Source organism: Streptomyces sp. NBC_00582, from assembly GCF_036345155.1.
Taxonomy (GTDB): Bacteria; Actinomycetota; Actinomycetes; order Streptomycetales; family Streptomycetaceae; genus Streptomyces.
Genome location: NZ_CP107772.1, coordinates 10,685,390 through 10,702,638 on the forward strand (window position 1 = coordinate 10,685,390; position 17,249 = coordinate 10,702,638).

General features: G+C 69.6%; 13 protein-coding genes and 1 pseudogene. 4 read left to right on the plus strand and 10 right to left on the minus strand.

Going from position 1 to position 17,249, the window contains the following annotated elements:
* Positions 1-101 precede the first annotated feature (101 nt).
* The gene (locus tag OG852_RS48605) at positions 102-3,845 is read right to left on the minus strand and encodes an nSTAND1 domain-containing NTPase (protein ID WP_330346776.1); all 3,744 of its coding nucleotides are present in this window, start codon (positions 3,843-3,845) and stop codon (positions 102-104) included.
* A gap of 795 nt (positions 3,846-4,640) precedes the next feature.
* On the opposite strand from OG852_RS48605, the gene OG852_RS48610 reads away from it, so the two are divergent.
* Positions 4,641-5,072, plus strand: coding sequence for an ester cyclase (locus OG852_RS48610; protein ID WP_166663808.1), 432 nt, complete (start codon positions 4,641-4,643; stop codon positions 5,070-5,072).
* Positions 5,073-5,191: 119 nt separating this feature from the next.
* Here OG852_RS48610 and OG852_RS48615 read toward each other — a convergent pair whose 3' ends face one another.
* From OG852_RS48615 to OG852_RS48630, 4 genes are all read right to left on the minus strand, one after another.
* Positions 5,192-6,070: a LysR family transcriptional regulator gene (locus tag OG852_RS48615; RefSeq protein ID WP_133917891.1), complete on the minus strand. Its 879-nt coding sequence runs from the start codon at positions 6,068-6,070 to the stop codon at positions 5,192-5,194.
* Between the two features lie 209 nt (positions 6,071-6,279).
* A complete protein-coding gene (locus OG852_RS48620) occupies positions 6,280-7,161 on the minus strand; it encodes an NADP-dependent oxidoreductase (protein ID WP_330346775.1) in 882 nt (293 codons plus the stop codon).
* 148 nt (positions 7,162-7,309) lie between these two features.
* Entirely contained in the window at positions 7,310-7,705 is a 396-nt protein-coding gene (locus OG852_RS48625; RefSeq protein WP_133917889.1) for a MerR family transcriptional regulator, read from the minus strand.
* A gap of 166 nt (positions 7,706-7,871) precedes the next feature.
* Positions 7,872-8,810 carry a hypothetical protein gene (locus tag OG852_RS48630; RefSeq protein WP_133917888.1) on the minus strand — a complete coding sequence of 313 codons (939 nt, stop codon included), beginning with the start codon at positions 8,808-8,810 and terminating at the stop codon, positions 7,872-7,874.
* A 585-nt stretch (positions 8,811-9,395) separates the two neighbouring features.
* Between OG852_RS48630 and OG852_RS48635 the strand changes: the two genes are divergently transcribed.
* Together OG852_RS48635 and OG852_RS48640 are read left to right on the plus strand one after the other, a co-directional pair.
* On the plus strand, positions 9,396-10,187 hold the full coding sequence (locus tag OG852_RS48635) for an alpha/beta fold hydrolase (protein WP_330346774.1): 792 nt from the start codon (positions 9,396-9,398) through the stop codon (positions 10,185-10,187).
* A gap of 401 nt (positions 10,188-10,588) precedes the next feature.
* Positions 10,589-10,867, plus strand: a complete 279-nt coding sequence (locus OG852_RS48640; RefSeq protein WP_330346773.1) for a hypothetical protein — start codon at positions 10,589-10,591, stop codon at positions 10,865-10,867.
* 446 nt (positions 10,868-11,313) lie between these two features.
* On the opposite strand, the gene OG852_RS48645 is transcribed toward OG852_RS48640, so the two are convergent.
* Positions 11,314-11,751, minus strand: coding sequence for an Lrp/AsnC family transcriptional regulator (locus tag OG852_RS48645; RefSeq protein WP_133917885.1), 438 nt, complete (start codon positions 11,749-11,751; stop codon positions 11,314-11,316).
* 169 nt (positions 11,752-11,920) lie between these two features.
* Between OG852_RS48645 and OG852_RS48650 the strand changes: the two genes are divergently transcribed.
* The gene (locus tag OG852_RS48650) at positions 11,921-13,195 is read left to right on the plus strand and encodes an ArgE/DapE family deacylase (RefSeq protein WP_330346772.1); all 1,275 of its coding nucleotides are present in this window, start codon (positions 11,921-11,923) and stop codon (positions 13,193-13,195) included.
* 505 nt (positions 13,196-13,700) lie between these two features.
* Here the strand turns inward: OG852_RS48650 and OG852_RS48655 are convergent.
* The 4 genes and pseudogenes from OG852_RS48655 to OG852_RS48670 all read right to left on the minus strand — a co-directional run bounded on the left by OG852_RS48655 (position 13,701) and on the right by OG852_RS48670 (position 17,096).
* Positions 13,701-15,200, minus strand: a complete 1,500-nt coding sequence (locus OG852_RS48655; protein WP_330346771.1) for an MFS transporter — start codon at positions 15,198-15,200, stop codon at positions 13,701-13,703.
* 65 nt (positions 15,201-15,265) lie between these two features.
* A pseudogene (locus tag OG852_RS48660) lies at positions 15,266-15,523 on the minus strand (NAD(P)/FAD-dependent oxidoreductase); the annotation flags it as partial.
* A gap of 67 nt (positions 15,524-15,590) precedes the next feature.
* On the minus strand, positions 15,591-15,839 hold the full coding sequence (locus OG852_RS48665; RefSeq protein WP_330346770.1) for a hypothetical protein: 249 nt from the start codon (positions 15,837-15,839) through the stop codon (positions 15,591-15,593).
* Complete coding sequence (locus OG852_RS48670; protein WP_330346769.1) at positions 15,840-17,096, minus strand: FAD-dependent monooxygenase; 1,257 nt, start codon at positions 17,094-17,096, stop codon at positions 15,840-15,842.
* Between the last annotated feature and the right edge of the window lie 153 nt (positions 17,097-17,249).

The following is a 17,249-nucleotide window of genomic DNA, read 5'->3' on the forward strand; positions in this document are numbered from 1 at the left end:
TCCCATCAGGTCGGTCGAAGCAGCGACAGGATGATCCTCAGAGCCCGGAAGTTGACCGACCACCCGTTTCATCAGGCCGGTCAATCCCCCGGCAGGGAAAATCAACCCCCGCACACCCTCCGGTACGGGGCGTCCGGCAGGTACGTCCGCCACTGCGCCCGCGTCAGCCCGGTGCCGCCCGTCCGCGCGCACACCTGCGCCACGACCTGCTCGGGATCGACCACGTACCGCTGGAGCGGGACATCCGCGCTGCCCGCGTACAGGGTCGTGCCGTCCGGGCCGAAGGCGAGCGAGTCGAGACGTTCGCCCGCCGTGGTCAGCAGTCCGCCCAGGGGCTGCCGGGCGACCACGTCCCACAGCTGGAGGCTCCCTGCGTCGCCGCCGACGGCGAGGATGCGGCCGTCCGGGCTCAGGGCCAGCGCGGTGACCGCCTCAGGGGTGGTGCCGTGCACGGCGGGGAAGACGTTGGGCAGCACGCCGGCCCGGTGCCGTACGTCCCCGTCCCACAGCGCGACCCGGCCGGTCTGGTCGCCCACGGCCAGCAGGGAGCCGTCGGTGTCGAAGGCGAGGGCGCCGACCTGGTCGCCCTGGACGAGATTGCGTCCGGTGACGGAGCCGCCCGGCAGGCGAGCGAGACGGTTGTCGCCGACCAGGAGCCGGCCGTCGGGTCGGACGGCCAGGTCGCCGCCGGCCAGACCGGGCAGGATCGAGACCCGGCGGCGGCGCCCGGTGTCCCACACCTCGTCGCGCAGCGCGCCGACGGCGGGCGTGCGGACGGCGTACAGGTTGCGGCCGCCGGAGTCCAGGGCCAGGCCGATGACGGCCCCGGCGGAGTCGCCGGTCGCCAGGTCCAGGGTGGTACGGGCGCGGTGGTGGGACACGTCCCAGAGCGTGATCAGCTGGGGGGCGGCCTCGTAGCCGGCGGCGTAGACGCCGTAGGCGAGTGTGCCGCTGTCCGGGGCGAACGCCATCACGGGCGTGGCGTAGTCCGGGTCGACCGGGCGCGCGGGATCACGGGAGACGGGAAGAGGAGGAGAGGGCAGCGTCCGTACGACGCGGCCGTCGCGGGTGTCGCGGAGCTGGAAGCGGTAGCGGTTGCCGAGGCGTTCGGCGGTGGCCAGGGTGCGGCCGTCCGGGCTGAGCTGCGCGTCGTCCAGGGGGTGTCCGAGCCAGGCGGGGGTGACGACCCGGGTGAGGTCGAGGGAGTGGACGGCGCCGCCCTCGAGGTAGCGCAGGATCGGGTGGCCGGGGTCCCAGTACAGGCCCCGGTACAGGTGCTGCCCGTCGAGGGCGTGGCGGAACACGGGCGCGTCGGGGGCTGACAGTCGCCACACCGTGATCTTCGTGCTGTCGGCCGTCGCCAGGAAGGTGCCGTCCTTGCTGAAGGAGGCGTAGTCCACGCCCGGCTGGGAGAGTTCGGCCAACCGGTGTCCCGACCGGATGTCCCAGACGCGGACGCCGTCCGCTGTGAACGCTGCCAGCCTCCCGGAGCCCAGCACCGGCGAGGCCTCGCCGTCGCCGCAGACGTCCGTGGTGTGCGTCCAGTCTCCGGCCAGGGCCCGATGGTGGGCGATGTCCCACACCTGCGGTGCGGCTGAGGCCGAGGGGCAGACGACCATCAGCGGACCGCCGGGGCCCCGGCCCGCGGCCGCGTCGGCGCCGGCCGATCGCGTGGCGAACAGCAGGCGGCCGTCCTTGACGGAACGCAGCAGCACGCGGTCGTCGCTGTCCACGGAGGTCACCAGATAGCCGGCGCCGGTGAAGTCGACGATGGAGTAGGGCTTCTCCGGATGGGCCCGGTCGCCGGTCCAGCCTCCGGTGGCCGTGTCCCACAGCCGTACGCCGTCGCTCGCGGAGAGCGCCAGCACGCGCGCGTCCCCACTCACCGCGACCGCCGTCTGCCCGGTGGGCAGCCGCCCCGAGGCGATGCGGCGATGGGTGGCCACGTTCCAGGTGCGCCAGGTGCGGCCCTCGACGCTGAACAGCGTCCGGCCGGAGTCGGCGAGGAAACGACCGGAGTCGTCACCGGGTTCGGGGTCGGTGAAGGCGTCCGTCTCCGGCTGGGCGAGGGAGCCCAGCAGGGCGCGGTGGGTCTCGGGCAGCCCGACCGTCCGCCAGGCGGCCACGCCGAGCAGCAGCGCGGCACGCGGGTCGGTGGTGCGCAGCGCGTCGGCGACGTCGGCGATGTGGCGGGCCTGGTCCTGGGTGCGCCGCGTCCTGTTGTCGTCGTACTCGCGCCAGACGGCGAAGCCCGTCAGCAGGGCCACGGCCAGGACGGCGGACAGTGACACGGTCAGGATCCGGTGCCTGCGGCTGGTGCGGGCGGCTGCCCGGCGTTCCGCCTCGCGGGCCTCGGTCGCGCAGGTGAGGAACTCCCGCTCCGACACGGTCAGAGCCTGGTCCCGCTCGTGGTCGGGGAAAAGCTCCTCGGCGCGGCTCAGCCGGGTGCCCCGGTACAGCGCGCCGGGGTCGCGGTCGTGCTCCAGCCACGTGCGGGCCGCGTCCGCGAGCATCCGGTGGTGGCGCAGCCGTTCGCGGTCCTCCTCGATCCAGGCGTGCAGCCGGGGCCAGCAGGTGATGAGCGCCTCGTGGGCGAGCTGGACGCCGTCCTCGTCGGCGGTCAGCAGCCGGGCACGGGTCAGCCGCTCCACCACCACCGTCGCGTCCGGGGCCGCCCACTCCTCCAGTTCGGCGCGGGTGAGCGGGCGGCGGGTGTCGGGGGTGCCCTGGCCGGGGACGACCATCCTCAGCATCAGGTGCCGTGCGGTGCGGGCCTGCTCCGGCGACAGGCCGCCGTACACCTCCTCGGCGGTCGCCGCGATCGTGCCGCGCACCCCGCCGACGGCCTCGTAGGCGGCGAGGGTGAGCATGCGGCCCTTGCGGCGGCGCCAGGTCTCCAGCAGGGCATGCGAGAGCATCGGCAGGCCGCCGGGCTCACCCTGGACCTCGTCGATCAGACGGGCGGTCAGTGTCCGTTCGACGAGACAGCCGACCGCCAGGGCCGGGCCGACCACCGCCTCCCGCAGTTCGTCAGCCGCCATCGGTCCGAGCAGCAGCGCGGCACCTCGCAGGGCGTCCGCCAGGCCCCGGTGCTCGGCGCAGCGGGCGTAGAAGTCGGCGCGTACGGCGAACAGCACACGCAGTCTGTTGCCCGGGTCGCGGGCGGCGAGCAGCAGATCGATGAAGCGTGAGCGCTGGTGGGGGTCGCGGCAGAGGGTGAAGACCTCCTCGAACTGGTCCACGACGACCCAGCTCTCCGGCTCGCCCTCGGCCGGGGCGAGGAGGTGCCCGTAGGTCGTGGCGGGGGCCGGGCCCGGGGTGAGGACGCGCAGCACCGCCGGGTGGCCGCGCTCCGCGATCTCCTGCTGGAGCCAGGGAATCACGCCGGCCCGCAGCAGGGACGACTTCCCGCTCCCCGAGGGGCCGAACAGCACCGCGAACCCGTGCCGGGACAACAGGTCCCTCACCTCGGTCACCACCCGGTCCCGCCCGAAGAACAGGTGGCGGTCGGACGGCTCGAACCGGGTGAGCCCGCGATACGGCGACGGAGCGTCCTCGGGGAGCTCCGCGGGGGCCCGGTCCAGCTGCGCCTCGGCCTCCTTCCACCGGCGTTCCCACTCCGCAGGGTCGCCCGCGCAGGCGCGCGCATACCCGAGGACGACGGCGAGCGAGGGCAGCCTCTCGCCCCTGGCGGCATCGGACAACGCTGTCGAGGAGAACCCCGCCGTCTTCGCCATCGTCCGATAGGAGGGACTGCCCGCGCCCTTGCGCAGCTCCCGCAACTCGCAGGCGAGCCGCTGCACGGGACCGGCCGTCGGATCCAGGGGTCTCTCGGGACGCCCCATGCGCTCGTACCTCCGTACACCCGGTGAAAAGAGACATCAGGAGCGATGACCATACGAGTCGCTCTGCAACGTCCGAATAGCCCCCAGGTGACGGCCAGGTGAAGCCGGTCGATCCATCGACGCTCACAAGGGCTGATTCGAGTGAGGAAGGTTCACCTGCACATGCGCGGGCTCGGGGCATGGCTGCTTCACCCGGCTGTACGAACTGCCTGCACTGCGCTTCGTCCGATGTCGCGCTCAACCTGGCCAGTATTCAGGAGCCCCTTCCGTAGAACCGGAGACGCGATAATCCGTCCCCAGCTCGGTCGCTGTGCGGCAGACATGAAGGACACGCGGTGAAAGCCAACATCCGCCGGGACACCAAGCTGGCGTTCGACGACGCCGCCGTCCTCGACGACGCCGCCCGCACCGGCCTGTTCAGCGCATCCGGACGGTCCTGACCGCCCACGGCGACGACACCCGTGACGGGCCGCTCTTCATCATGGGTGCCTGGCCGGACAGCCGGCTGTCCTCGCTCGCCAGTGCCCGTGCTCCCGCCACGCGCGCCGGTGACATCGCCGCGGCCGCCCTCCTGCTCCCGTCTCGGCCGGCCGTGCTGCCTCGTCCGCGCCTGGCCGCGGCTGTCGGCGAGCGCCTGGGCGCGACTGTTTCTGGCTGAAGCCATGCCAGGACGACATCAGGGCGCTGTGTTTCGGCATTGGCGGCAGGGTCTCTCCCTGCTTGAGCATCGGTGTGCGGATGTCCGGTCTCCTCCGGGCAGCGCGGTCGTATCGAGTTGAGCCAGTGAGGAAACACATGAACGAGCAGACCCCGCCGTCGTGGGTGACGAGCTATGTCGATGCCTGCAACCGGCACGACTCGCAGGCAGTGGTCGACATGATGAGCGAGGACGTCCAGGTCGTCGACACCGCCTTCGGCGGCCTCTTCGAGGGCAGGGAAGCGGTCAAGGCGCTCATTGACGGGATGGACACGAATCTGTCGAGTGATTTCGTCTTCACCCTGGGCAAGGTCGTGGAGTCGGGCGGCTCCTACTCGTTCGAGTGGGTCCTCTCCGGCACGCATGACCGCTCCAACTCCGACCTGGGGATACCGGCGACGGGCAAGAGGTTCGCGTGCCCGGGCGTCACCATCGGCGTGCGGACCGACGGCCTGATCAGCGAGAACCGCGACTACTGGAATCTCGCGGGCTTCCTCGTGCAGACCGGCCTCATGCCGCCACTGGGCTGAGCCGCCACTGTCCTTGAGGCCCGGGGCACGGGGATTCAACCGGGCGCTCCGACCATGGGCTCGCCCGCCACCGGGCACTCGCCGTGCTTCTCCTGCCGCCGGGACACCGGGACCTGATGTCAGTTCGGGCCCGGGCCGAGCATGCGGCAGGAGAGTTCGGCGAACCGGTTCAGCTCGGGCATGGTCCGGTGCTTGCTGTAGGCCAGGGCGACCATGCGCGGTGCGACACCCTCCAGGGTCAGGTAGGCGACATCGTCACGGCGGTAGAAGCCGGCCATGCCGGCGGGCATGACATAGCAGCCGGCGCCGGAGGCAACGCCTTCCAGGCACTCCTCGACCGTCACCGGAAACCGCCCGGCTTCCGTCCGCGGCGCGAGGGGTTCGCGTGGCAGGCGCCCGCGCCATTCGGGGACGTCCTGGGGGTTCTGCAGCAGGACCATGTCGCGCAGGTCCTCGACGTGCACCGTCTTGAGCTCCGCGAGTGGATGCGCGCTCGACAGCGCCACCACACGGGGCTCGGGGAACAGGGGGACCACCTCGAACATGCCCTCCGGCAGCGGCAGCCGGACGTAGCAGACGTCGACCCGGCCGTCGATCAGGAAGTCGGCCTGGTCGGTGACCGAGGTGTGCACAACCTCGATGTCGAGTTGCGGTGCCATCGCGGCGAACTCCCGCACGATGGGGGTGACGACGATGCCCGGCATGAAGCCGATGGCGAAGTGGTTCACCTCCCGGTTCGCCCTCCGCACCCGCTGCTGCACCGCCTGCGACATCGCCAGCATCGGTCGGGCGTCCTCCAGCAACTGGTGACCCGCCCGCGTCAGTACGGTGCCCTGCCGGTCCCGCAGGAAGAGGACCACGCCCAGATCTTCCTCCAAGGCCCGGATCTGGCGGCTGAGCGCGGGCTGGGTCATGTACAGACGGCTTGCCGCTCGCACGAAGCTGCACTCCTCTGCCACGGCCACGAAGTAGCGCACCCGGCGCAGATCGAGGTCCATGAGGCCCATGGTAACCGTGCCGGTTCGGCATATGCCCCAACAGCCCTGTCTGGCAGCGGAGTTGTCGGTTGGTCCATGAGGGAAACCGGGTGTCGGCGTACGCCTGAACAACCCCGTACAGGTGAACGCGCTCGGTTGATGATGCGCTGACCACGGGTTCCCGGCAGTCCGCAAGGGACGGTCGGCAGCGTCAGACGGCAGGGCACTCCTCATGCCACCTTGATGACAACCTTGCCCGAGGTGTGACCGTTCTCGACGGTGGCGAGGGCGGCCGGGGCGTCGGAGAGCGGATGGACCGCGGTGATTACGGGTGCGAGGAGTCCGTCGAGGGCCAGCCGGGCTGACCGCTCCAGGTTCTCGCGGTCGAGGCGACGCTCGACGAAACGCCCACCGAGATCGGGTACAGACATATCACCCACTGCGATGACGTTGCGGGGATCCTGGGCCAGCGGAGCGACCGTCTGCAGCGAGGTGCCTCCGACCAGGTCGACGATCCCGTCGAAGCCGTCCGGAACCAGCTCGCGTGCCGCGGCGGCGACGTCCTCGGCCGTGTAATCGATGAACCGCACTCCGATGGCGTCGGCGTGCTCTCGTTTGGCGGTACTTCCGGTGCCGATCACACACAGCTCGCGCCCAATAGCCAGCCGGGCGACGGCGAGGCCGACCCCGCCCCCGACCCCGTTGACCAGGACTGTGGCACCGGCCGGGAGGCCGAGCTGGTCGAGCACGTCCACCGCGGTTGTCCCGGCCACTGGCAGCGTTGCCGCCACGGTCGCGGACAGACCCTCCGGGATGCGCGCGGTGTTCGGCGCGGACAGCACCGTCGTCTCGGCGTAGGTGCCGCCACCGGTGAGCGCGAAGCCGAAGACCGCGTCACCCACCTCGAGCCCGTTGACGTCCTCGCCCCGGGCGAGAACCGTTCCGGCTGCCTCCATGCCCAGCACGCGGGGAAACGGACTCCCGCCGTCGAGCCCGTCGACCAGACCCGAGCGCAGAAGGTGGTCGAGGGGATTCACGCCGGCGACGTCGACCCGGATCAGCACCTCGCCGCGACCAGGGACGGGATCGGGACGATCGAAGAACTCCTGCACCTCAGACCCGCCATACCTGCCGAAACCCCACGCCTGCCCCATCTTCCGTCACCTCTCGTATAACCGACCCGGTGATTCCGGGCGTTGCCGCCATCCTCACCTCTGACATTGATGTAAGGGGCAAGCGACTGTGGTGCGGGTCACAGCGTCAGGCCGACTGTGCCACCGGTTCCGGGGCCGTGGACAGCTCCGCCCGGTGCCGACTGTTGGCCCTGATCAGCACGTCGAGTGCATCCCGGGTCTCGATCAGGTGCGCGATGTCGGCGTCGATCCGGTCGCGCTCGCGCATCATCGCCGTGAACGTCTCCTCGGCGACGCCCAGGTCACCCGGGACGTCCACACACGGCAGCACAGACGCGATCACCCGGCTGGACATACCCGCGTCGAACAGCTGCCGGATGAGCGACACGCGCTGGACCGCGGCATCGGAATAGTGACGCTGCCCCGCGTCGGAGCGTGAGCTGGTCAGCAGACCCTGCTCTTCGTAGTACCGCAGAGAGCGCGGACTCACGCCCGTGCGCTTGGACAACTCGCCTATCCGCATCCCTGAGAGCCTACGTCCGCGTGCTCCACGTTCAGACCGCCAGCAAGTCATGGACGCTCGCGGACACTTCCACGGCCGCAAGGTTGTCGTCCCGGTCTTACGACTGAGCACGTTCGTCTGTACACGCCTGAGCACTTTTCTCAGTACGCCGACACCGGGCACCGCTTCAGGCAGTGGCGTCCCGGTTGCGCCAGCTGAGCTCGTAGGCTGCCTGGCGGGCGCGCATCAGTTCCCCGAGCGGCCGATGCTCCTTCGCCGCGATCCAGGGGTTGAAGCTGCTCTTCTCGACGGCCTCGGCCAATGCCTGGTCCGGTGCCTGCCGAGGCAGGCGCAGTCGCGCCACGGTGAGCCACGGCGCGTCCCAGCGGGTCGAGGAGTCCTCGATCGGGGTACGACGCTCGTCTTCGAAGAACTGGGCTTGGAAGAGGAACTCCAGGTCGCCGTCCGAAAGCCGCGCATAGAGGTCGGCGGCCAGATCCTTGCGTGCTTCATTGTTGATCGTTGTCGAGGCCGCGCACAGCTTCAGGCGGGCCGCGTAGTCGCCGAAGGTGATGGGCATGATGCTGAAGAAGTCGTGCGTGGCGAAGCCGCTGAACGGCTGCACCATGTCCCGGAAGTTCGCGACGGCACGGCGCGTGAGCCCCGGCTTCATCGCGGCCTTGCGGAGCGCGGAGCCGGGCGCACTCGTGGAGAGCTCGACGATTCCCACGACGTCCGCGCTGCCACTGACCTTCAGGGTCTCCTGACTGACGAGGGTGAAGTTCTGCTCGACATCCGTTGACGTCGGCGTCGAGGCCCCGAGCACTTTGATCGCGAATCCGCGTATGTCGGGAGCCCGATCGACGGAGAAGTTCCCGTTGGACAGCCGGACATGTGCCTCAAAGACTGCGGGAGCGGCGAAGATTCCTTGCCGCGCATGATCAGGAAGCCCCTCCTCGACCACGAGGGCCGCTTTCAGGGCAGCCACTTGATTGCGGTGCAGCGCTCGCCCAGGGCCGTGCTTCTTCAGATGCTTGCGTTGCAGTTCGCTGAACACATGCACCTGTTGCGCGTGCCGGTTTTCCTCGTCGGGCAGGAACACTTCGCGCCACTGAGTGCTTGGCATAGAACAACATCCTTCTCGATGGTCGTGCCCCCCGTCAGACAGAAGGCGGTCACAGGCTGACGCCGGTGCCGGCGCCCGTGCACTTCAGCCCCGCCGTGCTGGGGGGCGGCCGCGTAGCAGCCTGCACGTGAGTGCATAGATCACTGCTCCGAGGAGCGTTTCATCCACCATCCGCCACAGGGACTTCACTGCTACCGCGCCTTTTGTTTCGCCGAGTTCCGACTTCGCCGAGCATCGCGGCCCGCGTCTCGTCACGCCAATGCCGATTACCCGAGGCGTCATGCCGATCGGGCATGACGCCGGGACAGCGGGGTGTGCTGGACACCCGGGAAGCCTCGGAAAGCCCAAGCCGACAGTTGTGGTGACGCGTATGCCGGACCGGCATCAGCGAAGCAGGATCGGCATTGGCGGGACCGGAGACGAGGCCGCCATAGTCGATTTCGTGAAGCGCCGCGGACGGCGGCAAACAAGCGTTTGGCTTTCATGCCACGCTCTACGCCGATTGCGCCGCTTCCTCATACCGATGCGAAAGCGCAATTCGAGAGGAATCAACACGAAATGAAGTCCACCGGTCGAGTCAAAGCATTGGCAGCTGCCGGACTCGTGAGCGGCGTGGCCGTAGCTTCGCTGGCTGTCACGAACGATCTCGCCGTCGCCTCGCCGGCGGCACACCGCGCGAAGCCGACGGTGGTCCTGCTCCACGGGGCGTTCGCCGACTCCTCCAGCTGGAACAGCGAGGTCGCCTACCTGCGACGGCACCGCTACCCGGTCTACGCGATCGACACACCCCTGCGCGGCCTGGCCTTCGACAGCGCCTATGTCGAGGCACAGCTCAATACCATCAAGGGGCCCGTGGTACTGGTCGGCCACTCCTACTCGGGAGAGGTCATCAGCCAGGTCGCCGCCGAGACACCCAAGGTCAGGGCCCTCGTCTACGTGGCGGCTCTCATCCCCAGGGCGGGAGAATCCGCCAACTCCCTGATCGGACAGTTCCCCGGCTCACAGCTCACCCCGCAGAACCTGCGCACCGTTCCGCTGCCCGGCGGTGACACCGACGTCTACATCAAGACCGAGAGGTATGGGACCGTGTACGGCAACGGACTGTCGAAATCGGCCATCGACGTCGCCTCGGTGACCCAGGAGCCGATCGCCTTCTCGGCCTTCAGCGACAAAGCAACGGTGAACCCGCCGGCCAGGACACCGAAGTGGGCCGTCGTCGCGACCGAGGACCACGCCGTGCCGCCAGCCGCCCAGGAGTTCGAAGCCGACCGAGTGGGAGCCCACCTCATCCACACGCGCTCGGGCCATGACGTTCCTTCGATCAGTCCGGAAGCTGTCAACCGGGCCATCGTCGCCGCAGCCGACTCCGTGCACTGACCGACCCCAGCAGCGGAAGTGCCCCGGTCCCCTGTGCGCCGGGACCCGCGAAGGAGCGAAGACGACGCCACGCACTTCCAGGTGAGCCTCCCGGGTGCACTGGGGTACCGCAAGCCTGACGGTCAGGCCCGGGGCCCCTGGGAGGCCTGCCTCAAGCCGCGACTCAAGGCCAGCCAGATCCTGGACGAAGCAGCGGCGCGGCGTACAGTCTGTCAGCTGCGGCTGCCGGGGTGTGTGGTCGGTGTCTGCGAGCGGTGCAGGATCGGGACGGACGGCGGGATGGCCGTGCGTGGGGTGGGGTGGGCTGGTAGGTGATCCGGTGTCGCGGGGGAAGCGGTTGGCCTCGGCGGCGGAGCCGGTCGTTTTTGTGCAGCCAGAAACACGTAGGCGACGCTGGCGAGATGGTCTTCGGTGAGGTGGAGGACCCAGCGTTTGACCAGGTGGTCGCAGCGGGCGGCGCGGACCTGATCGGCGAGTCCGTCGGCGAGGGGCCGGTGGAGCTGGCCGGCGAGGCTGACGGCGAGCAGCAGTACGGCCATCTGGGACAGGCACAGCTCGACGCGCCGCCGACCCGGTTCCGCCTCTGCGGGCGTCGTCTGCCGTGGGCGGGTACGGGTGTAGAGAAGGAGGTCGTGTCCGGGCGGGGCGAGGCGGGCCGCGGGGGACCTCCCGCGGGCTGAGATCGGCACGGATGCGGTGGGGGTGGGCTGGGTGCCGCCACCGTCCGGCGCTGTCGCGGGCGACGTCGACTTCCATCACGGCATCGGGCCGCACCAGGACGGCCTCGAGGGTGCGTTGTATTCCCCAGCCTGCCGAGAACGTCCATCCCGTCCACGGATGCGCTTCCTGCGGTGGGGCCAGTTGGTCGGCCAGAGCGCGGCCGGCGGTCCGGGACAGGGTGGTGCTGCGGCCGATGTACTGCAGGCGGCCCGCTCGGTCGTAGCGGCCCAGCAGCAGCGTGCGGGGCGCGGTGAGGGACCCGGTGACCGCGCCGATCACGGCCTCGGTGGTGACCCGCACCAACTGGTGAGGAGGCAGTGTTCCAGGGGTGCGCTCTTCAACCCGATCCAGCACGGCTGGTCGTCGGCCCTGGGGCATCGGCACTCGCGGTGTCCCACGGTGTCGATCACACGCGAGGCCGGTTCAACAGCCGGGAGAGCACGATAGCGCTCTCGGTCCGTTCCACAGGAGGGGTGGCGCGCATGCGTTGGATGGCCTGTTCCAGGTGGGGGATGTCTCTGGCGAGGATGTGGACGACTGCGTCGGCGGCCCCCGAGACGGTGCAGGCTTCGACGACCTCGGGGATGGCCTCCAGGGCTTGGCGCAGTTCGGCGGGGGCGGGATTGCCGGCGCAGTAGACCTCGACGAAAGCCTCGGTGTGCCAGGCCAACGCCTGAGGATCGACGAGAGCGGTGAAACCGCGGATCGCTCCGGTAGCCACGAGGCGGTCGAGACGCCGCTTGGCGGCGGGCGCGGACAGCCCGGCCGCCTTGCCGATCTGGGCGTATGTGGCCCGTGCGTCGTGCAGCACGTACCGGATGATCGCTTGATCGATGGCGTCCATGACCTCACTCCAGACGTCAGAACCTGCGGCCCAGCGCAAGAAATGGCCACGGGCCCGCTGACATTGCAAGAAAGCGACGGTGGACAGCAGCAAATGGCGATTGCTTGTGTTATCGGTCGAACATAGTCTCCGGCTTGTCCTGATGTCACGTGCTGGGAGCAGTGTTGAGATGACAGCAAGCCTGAGCGATGTGGAAGCCTCGGCGCTGGCCGCGGTGGACGAGGCGGGCATCGCCCGGCTGCTGCTGGAACTTCTCGCCGTTCCGAGCGTGACGGGGAGCGCCGCGGAGTCCGAGGTTCAGCACGTCCTGGCCCGGCATCTGAAGCGGATGGACCTCGATGTCGACCTGTGGTCCATGAACCTGCCCAAGCTACGTGACCATCCCGGTTTTCCCGGCAGCGAGGCCCCGCGCACCGAGGCGTGGGGCCTGGTGGGCGGCACGGTGCCCCGGGGCGACGGGCCGACCCTGATCCTCCAAGGGCACGTCGACGTCGTTCCTTCCGGGGACCTGGCGCGTTGGGAGGGTGACCCCTTCCACCCTCGGGTTGCCGGGGACGTGGTGCACGCACGAGGAGCGTGCGACATGAAGGCGGGGGTGGTGGCGATACTCGCCGCCCTGGCCGCGATACGGGAGGCGGGCGCAAGGTTGCGCGGCCAGGTGTCCGCGCATTTCGTAGTCAGTGAAGAGGACGGGGGACTCGGGGCGTTCGGCACCCTCCAACGCGGCCACACCGGCGACGCCTGCATCATCACCGAACCGACCAGCGGCGCGGTCATGACTGCGAACGCCGGCGCCCTGACCTTTCGCATCCAAGTACCCGGCCGGGCCACCCACGGCAGCACCAGATACGTGGGAGTGAGCGCCATCGACGCATACCTGCCCATCCACCGCGCGCTCGCCCACCTGGAAGCCCGCCGCAACGTCGGCGCCGACCCACTCATGTCCGAATACCCCATCCCCTACCCGCTGTCCATCGGTACCGTTCATTCCGGCGACTGGGCCAGCAGCGTGCCCGACCTGCTGGTGGCCGAGGGAAGACTGGGCGTCCGGCTGGGCGAGGATCCTGCCCAGGCACGCACCGAACTGGAGGCGTGCGTGGCCGAAGCCTGCGCGGCCGACCCCTGGCTGCGCTCCCACCCCGCCACGGTGACGTGGCCCGGCGGACAGTTCGCCAGCGGACGGCTGCCGACCGGGCATCCGCTTGTGGCCCAGGTCGCCGACGCGCACGCCGACGTCACCGGCGGCCCGCGACCCTCTGAGCGAGGCGCCCCCTACGGCAGCGACCTGCGACTGTACTCCGGGGCGGGCATCCCTACGCTGCAGTACGGCCCCGGCGACGTACGCCTCGCACACGGTCCGCAGGAACAGGTCCGCGTGAGCGACATCGTCACCGTCACCCGGGCACTGGTGCTCGCCACACTGCGCACGGTCGGCACCAAGTAGTAGCCCCCAGCCTCACCCCCTACCGGCACGCGGCTGACCAACACGGCGCAGACCTCCTTCGCCCATTACCTGCGAGCGGAACCGTTCATCAACGAATGGGCCGCCGACGTGCTGACGCCGACACCGTCAAGGCCGCCCATCGATACCGTCCTGGAAGAAGCGTTCGCCAGCGGACGGCGGCCGACCGTGACCGCCATCGAGCGACGCCTCGGCATTCCCCACGCCACCTTCCACCGCCACTACGCCGACCTGATCGACACCCACTTCCGGCCCGGGATCCCTGCGGCCCGCGCCGAGACGCACACGGACCGGCCGAAGGCCGACAGTTCTCCGGGGCGCGGGTGGCGGGCGGTGAGGTCTACCGCGAAAGAACGACACGTCGTGGATGCGCAGGGGGGACCGTCGCGGTGGAACCCTGGAGATGCCCTGCTTTCCTGCGCTGATTCGTGTCCTGAGGACAGCAGTCATCGCAGGTGGCAGGGCATCTGTGGGGGTGGGGCCAGGCTCAGTGGGCCATCACGGGCTCCCCCTCGGACGGCTCCAGTGCCCGGTTCGGGATCAGGAGCGCCGCGATCACCGCGCCGACCACGAAGAACCCGGAGCCCCACGCGAGGGTGGCCGTGTAGCCCTCGACGCCGGCCTGTGCCGCGGCCAGCGCGCTGGGCTTGTGCGAAGTCAGGTAGTCGGTCGCGGCCGACGAGGCGATGGTGGTCAGCAGCGCGGTGCTGATCGAGCCGCCCACCTGCTGACCGGTGTTGATCAGTGCCGAGGCGACGCCCGAGTCCTCGTGGTGCAGGCCTGAGGTCGCCCCCTGGAACGCGGTGGTCATTACCGTGCCGAGGCCGAGACCCATCAGGATCATGCCGGGCATGATGTGGGCGGCGTAGGTGCTGTCCAACCCGATCCGGGTCAGCAGGGCCATACCGGCTGCGGCGACCAGGAAGCCGGCGGTGATCACGATCTTCGGGCCGACCCTGGGCAGCACCAGCACCGGCATGGTGGTCGACGAAACGACGACGGCCGCGACCATCGGCAGGTACACCAGCCCGGTCTTGATCGGCGAGTAGCCCAGGCTGGCCGCGAAGTAGTAGGTCAGGAACAGGAAGATCGAGAACATCCCCATGCCGATGACGAACACCGCCGCGAACGAACCACCGCGGGTCCGGTCCAGCACGACCCGCAGCGGCAGCAGCGGATGCGCGACCCGGGTCTCCAGCCGGACGAACACCGCGAGCAGCACCGCGCCGACGATCATGGAGCCGAGGGCGACCGGGTCGGTCCAGCTGGTGGACTCGACGTGCGCGAACCCGTAGACGACGGCGAACAGCGCGGCGCTCACCACGACGATGCCCGGGATGTCGAGTCTGGGCTTCTGGGTGATCACGGGCTTGGCCAGCAGCAGCAAGGCACCGATCAGGGCGGGGACCGCGAAGACGACGTTCACGTACATCACCCACCGCCACGACGCCCATTCGGTGAGCATGCCGCCGACCAGCAGCCCGACCGCGCCGCCCGCACCGCCCAGCGCACTGAAGATGCCGAAGGCCTTCGCCCTTTCGGACGGTTCGGTGAAGGTCACGCTGAGCAGCGAGAGGGCCGCGGGCGCGAGCAGCGCGGCGAAGAGGCCCTGGGCCACGCGTGCCGCGACGAGGATCTCGAAGCTGCCGGCCGCGCCGCCGAGAACGGATGCGGCCCCGAAACCTGCCAAGCCGATCACGAAGAGGGTACGCCGGCCCAGCAGGTCACCGAGTCGGCCGCCGAGCAGCAGCAGGCTGCCGAACGCCAGCGCGTACCCCGTGATGACCCACTGCCGGCTGCCGTCGCTGAAGCCGAGGTCCTGCTGGGCCTCGGGCAGCGCGATGTTCACGACGGTCGCATCGAGCATGACCATGAGCTGTGCCAGGCCGATGACGGCCAGCACCCACCAGCGCACGGCATGGGAGCCGCGAAGGCCCGAGTCTGTCTTTTTGGAGGCGGGCGCCCCGCGGTCGATGCTGGTACTCATTTTCTTCCCTTGCTTGGTGGGCATGACTGATGCCGCCTGGAAACTGAGATCTCAGGGCTTCGAGATCATCGGGTGGCCGCTGCGGGGCTTGCCTCAGCGATCTGCTGGAGGGCCGCGTCGGTGTCCGCGGTGGCCAAGCTGCTGTTGATGTCGGCGCCGGCCAGTGCGCCGGCCGCTGCGAAGGCCCCCGACCTGGGCGACCGGATCGGTGACGTTGCCTGCCACCCACCCGCCCGGCACCTCGGTGGTGCCGGCCAGGCGGAGGCGAAACCGCGGCTCACCGGCAGGTCCTGCACCGGCAGGCCCAGACCAAAGGCATGGGTTGCCCTCAATCGCGCCAGGCGTGACGCAGCCTGTCCGGTGAGCCCAGGACCGTTGTGTACTGAACAGTCAGAAACCTAGGCGGTTCTGTACTGGGTTGTCAAGTACGGCAGGTCGACCCTCGCCGACCACGACGATGCCCGGGATGTCGAGTCTGCGTTTCTCGGTGGTCACAGGCTTGGCTAGCAGCAACGCGCCGCATTCGATCCGCTGCTGAAGGAGGTCGACTTCAGCGACGTCGAGCTGGCCGCGCATTCGTTCGACGAAGTTGCGGGCCCAGGCGACCTCGCTCTCCCGCTCGTATGCAAGGAGGTCCACTCACGCTGCAGCGGCGGCGATATCCAGGCCTTTCATCCGCGCATTGTTGGTCCTCGTCCTGGCGAGCAGCCGGCCGGCGATCGGCAGCCGGGCGAGGCGGAGCATCACGGACCGAAGCAGCAACTCGGCGCGGTTGCCTGGGGTGAAGAAACTGCGCTGGCCCACAGCGCTGCCGAGGTGGTGTTCGATGAACGGGCGCAGGTGGTCCTCCCAGTCCTGCAGTGCTCGTGGCACGTCGTGGGGGTGGCGTTCCAGCATGGTGCCGAGCAGGTCCGCCCCGGCGAGGCCGGTGGATGCCCCCATGGCGGAGTAGACGGTCAGGCACCACGCGGCGTCGCCGACGAGCACGACTCGGCCGCGGTGCCAGTGGTCGAGGTGCACCTGCTCGGCGGAGTCGAACAGGTGGTCCGGGGCCTTCTCGAACTGGTCGAGCAGCCAACCGAGCGTGGAGCCGGTGGGCTGGGGGCCGTAGGCGGCGCGCAGCGAGTCGATGGCCGGCCGGGTGAACTCGGCGTCCACGTCGTCGGTGCGGTAGGAGAACATCACCGACGGCGGACGGTCGGCGAACGAGAACACCCACACCGATCGGCCCGCCTCGATCATGCTCAGCCCGTCCTGCGGGCGGTAGCCGGGTATCGGCTCGGGCAGTCTGTACACGGCGATCATGTAGTTCAGCCGACGGATCGGGCTCTGCTCGGGCTCGAACGCGAGTCGGCGCACCGTCGAGCGCAGTCCGTCTGCCCCGACCACCAGGTCGAACCGCTCGACAGTCGTCGTCTCCGTCGTCAGGTCGCGGATCTCGACGTCCACCCCGTCGAGGTACTGGTCCAGCGCGGTCGGCACGGTCGAGTACCGGATCTCGACCTCGTCGGGCAGGGCGGTGAAGGCCGCTTCTTCGATGTCGCCCCGCAGTACCATGCGAGACCCGCCGAACACATCGGCGTAGCTCACACCGGGGCGGCGCCGGCCCGTTCGGTCGACGGCGTAGCTCACGCCTTCCGGAGCGAAGCGATTCGGCACCGCATCGGCGAAGCCCAGCCGTTCGGCGGCGGCGAGCCCGGTCCCGAACAGGGCGATGAAGTAGCCGCCGCGGCGCCGCTCGGGGGCCTTCTCCAGCACCACCACGTCCCAGCCCGCGCGATGCAGTCGCAGTGCGGAGGCGATCCCGCTGATCCCGAGGCCGACCACCAGGGCCCGCTGTCGCGATGTCGTGTTCTTGTCCACGGGATTGCGCTCCGACATTGTCGTGTCCTTCATCTGGTGGGGGTGGGTCGGCCGTTCATGAAGCTGGGGATGTGAAGTCGTCGAGGCGGGCGAGGAAGCCGTCAAGGGGGGCGTTGACCTCGGCGCGGCGCTCGTGCTGCTTGCTTGCGGGCATGACTGAGAACCGTCTGGAAACTGATCAGCTTC

Excerpts from the sequence above, each read along its gene's own strand:
- OG852_RS48650 (WP_330346772.1), top strand. The coding sequence starts at position 11,921 with ATGACAGCAAGCCTGAGCGATGTGGAAGCCTCGGCGCTGGCCGCGGTG.
- OG852_RS48610 (WP_166663808.1), top strand. The coding sequence starts at position 4,641 with ATGAACGAGCAGACCCCGCCGTCGTGGGTGACGAGCTATGTCGATGCC.
- OG852_RS48640 (WP_330346773.1), top strand. The coding sequence starts at position 10,589 with ATGGTCTTCGGTGAGGTGGAGGACCCAGCGTTTGACCAGGTGGTCGCA.
- OG852_RS48655 (WP_330346771.1), bottom strand. The coding sequence starts at position 15,200 with ATGAGTACCAGCATCGACCGCGGGGCGCCCGCCTCCAAAAAGACAGAC.
- OG852_RS48670 (WP_330346769.1), bottom strand. The coding sequence starts at position 17,096 with ATGAAGGACACGACAATGTCGGAGCGCAATCCCGTGGACAAGAACACG.
- OG852_RS48625 (WP_133917889.1), bottom strand. The coding sequence starts at position 7,705 with ATGCGGATAGGCGAGTTGTCCAAGCGCACGGGCGTGAGTCCGCGCTCT.
- OG852_RS48630 (WP_133917888.1), bottom strand. The coding sequence starts at position 8,810 with ATGCCAAGCACTCAGTGGCGCGAAGTGTTCCTGCCCGACGAGGAAAAC.
- OG852_RS48615 (WP_133917891.1), bottom strand. The coding sequence starts at position 6,070 with ATGGACCTCGATCTGCGCCGGGTGCGCTACTTCGTGGCCGTGGCAGAG.
- OG852_RS48605 (WP_330346776.1), bottom strand. The coding sequence starts at position 3,845 with ATGGGGCGTCCCGAGAGACCCCTGGATCCGACGGCCGGTCCCGTGCAG.
- OG852_RS48645 (WP_133917885.1), bottom strand. The coding sequence starts at position 11,751 with ATGGACGCCATCGATCAAGCGATCATCCGGTACGTGCTGCACGACGCA.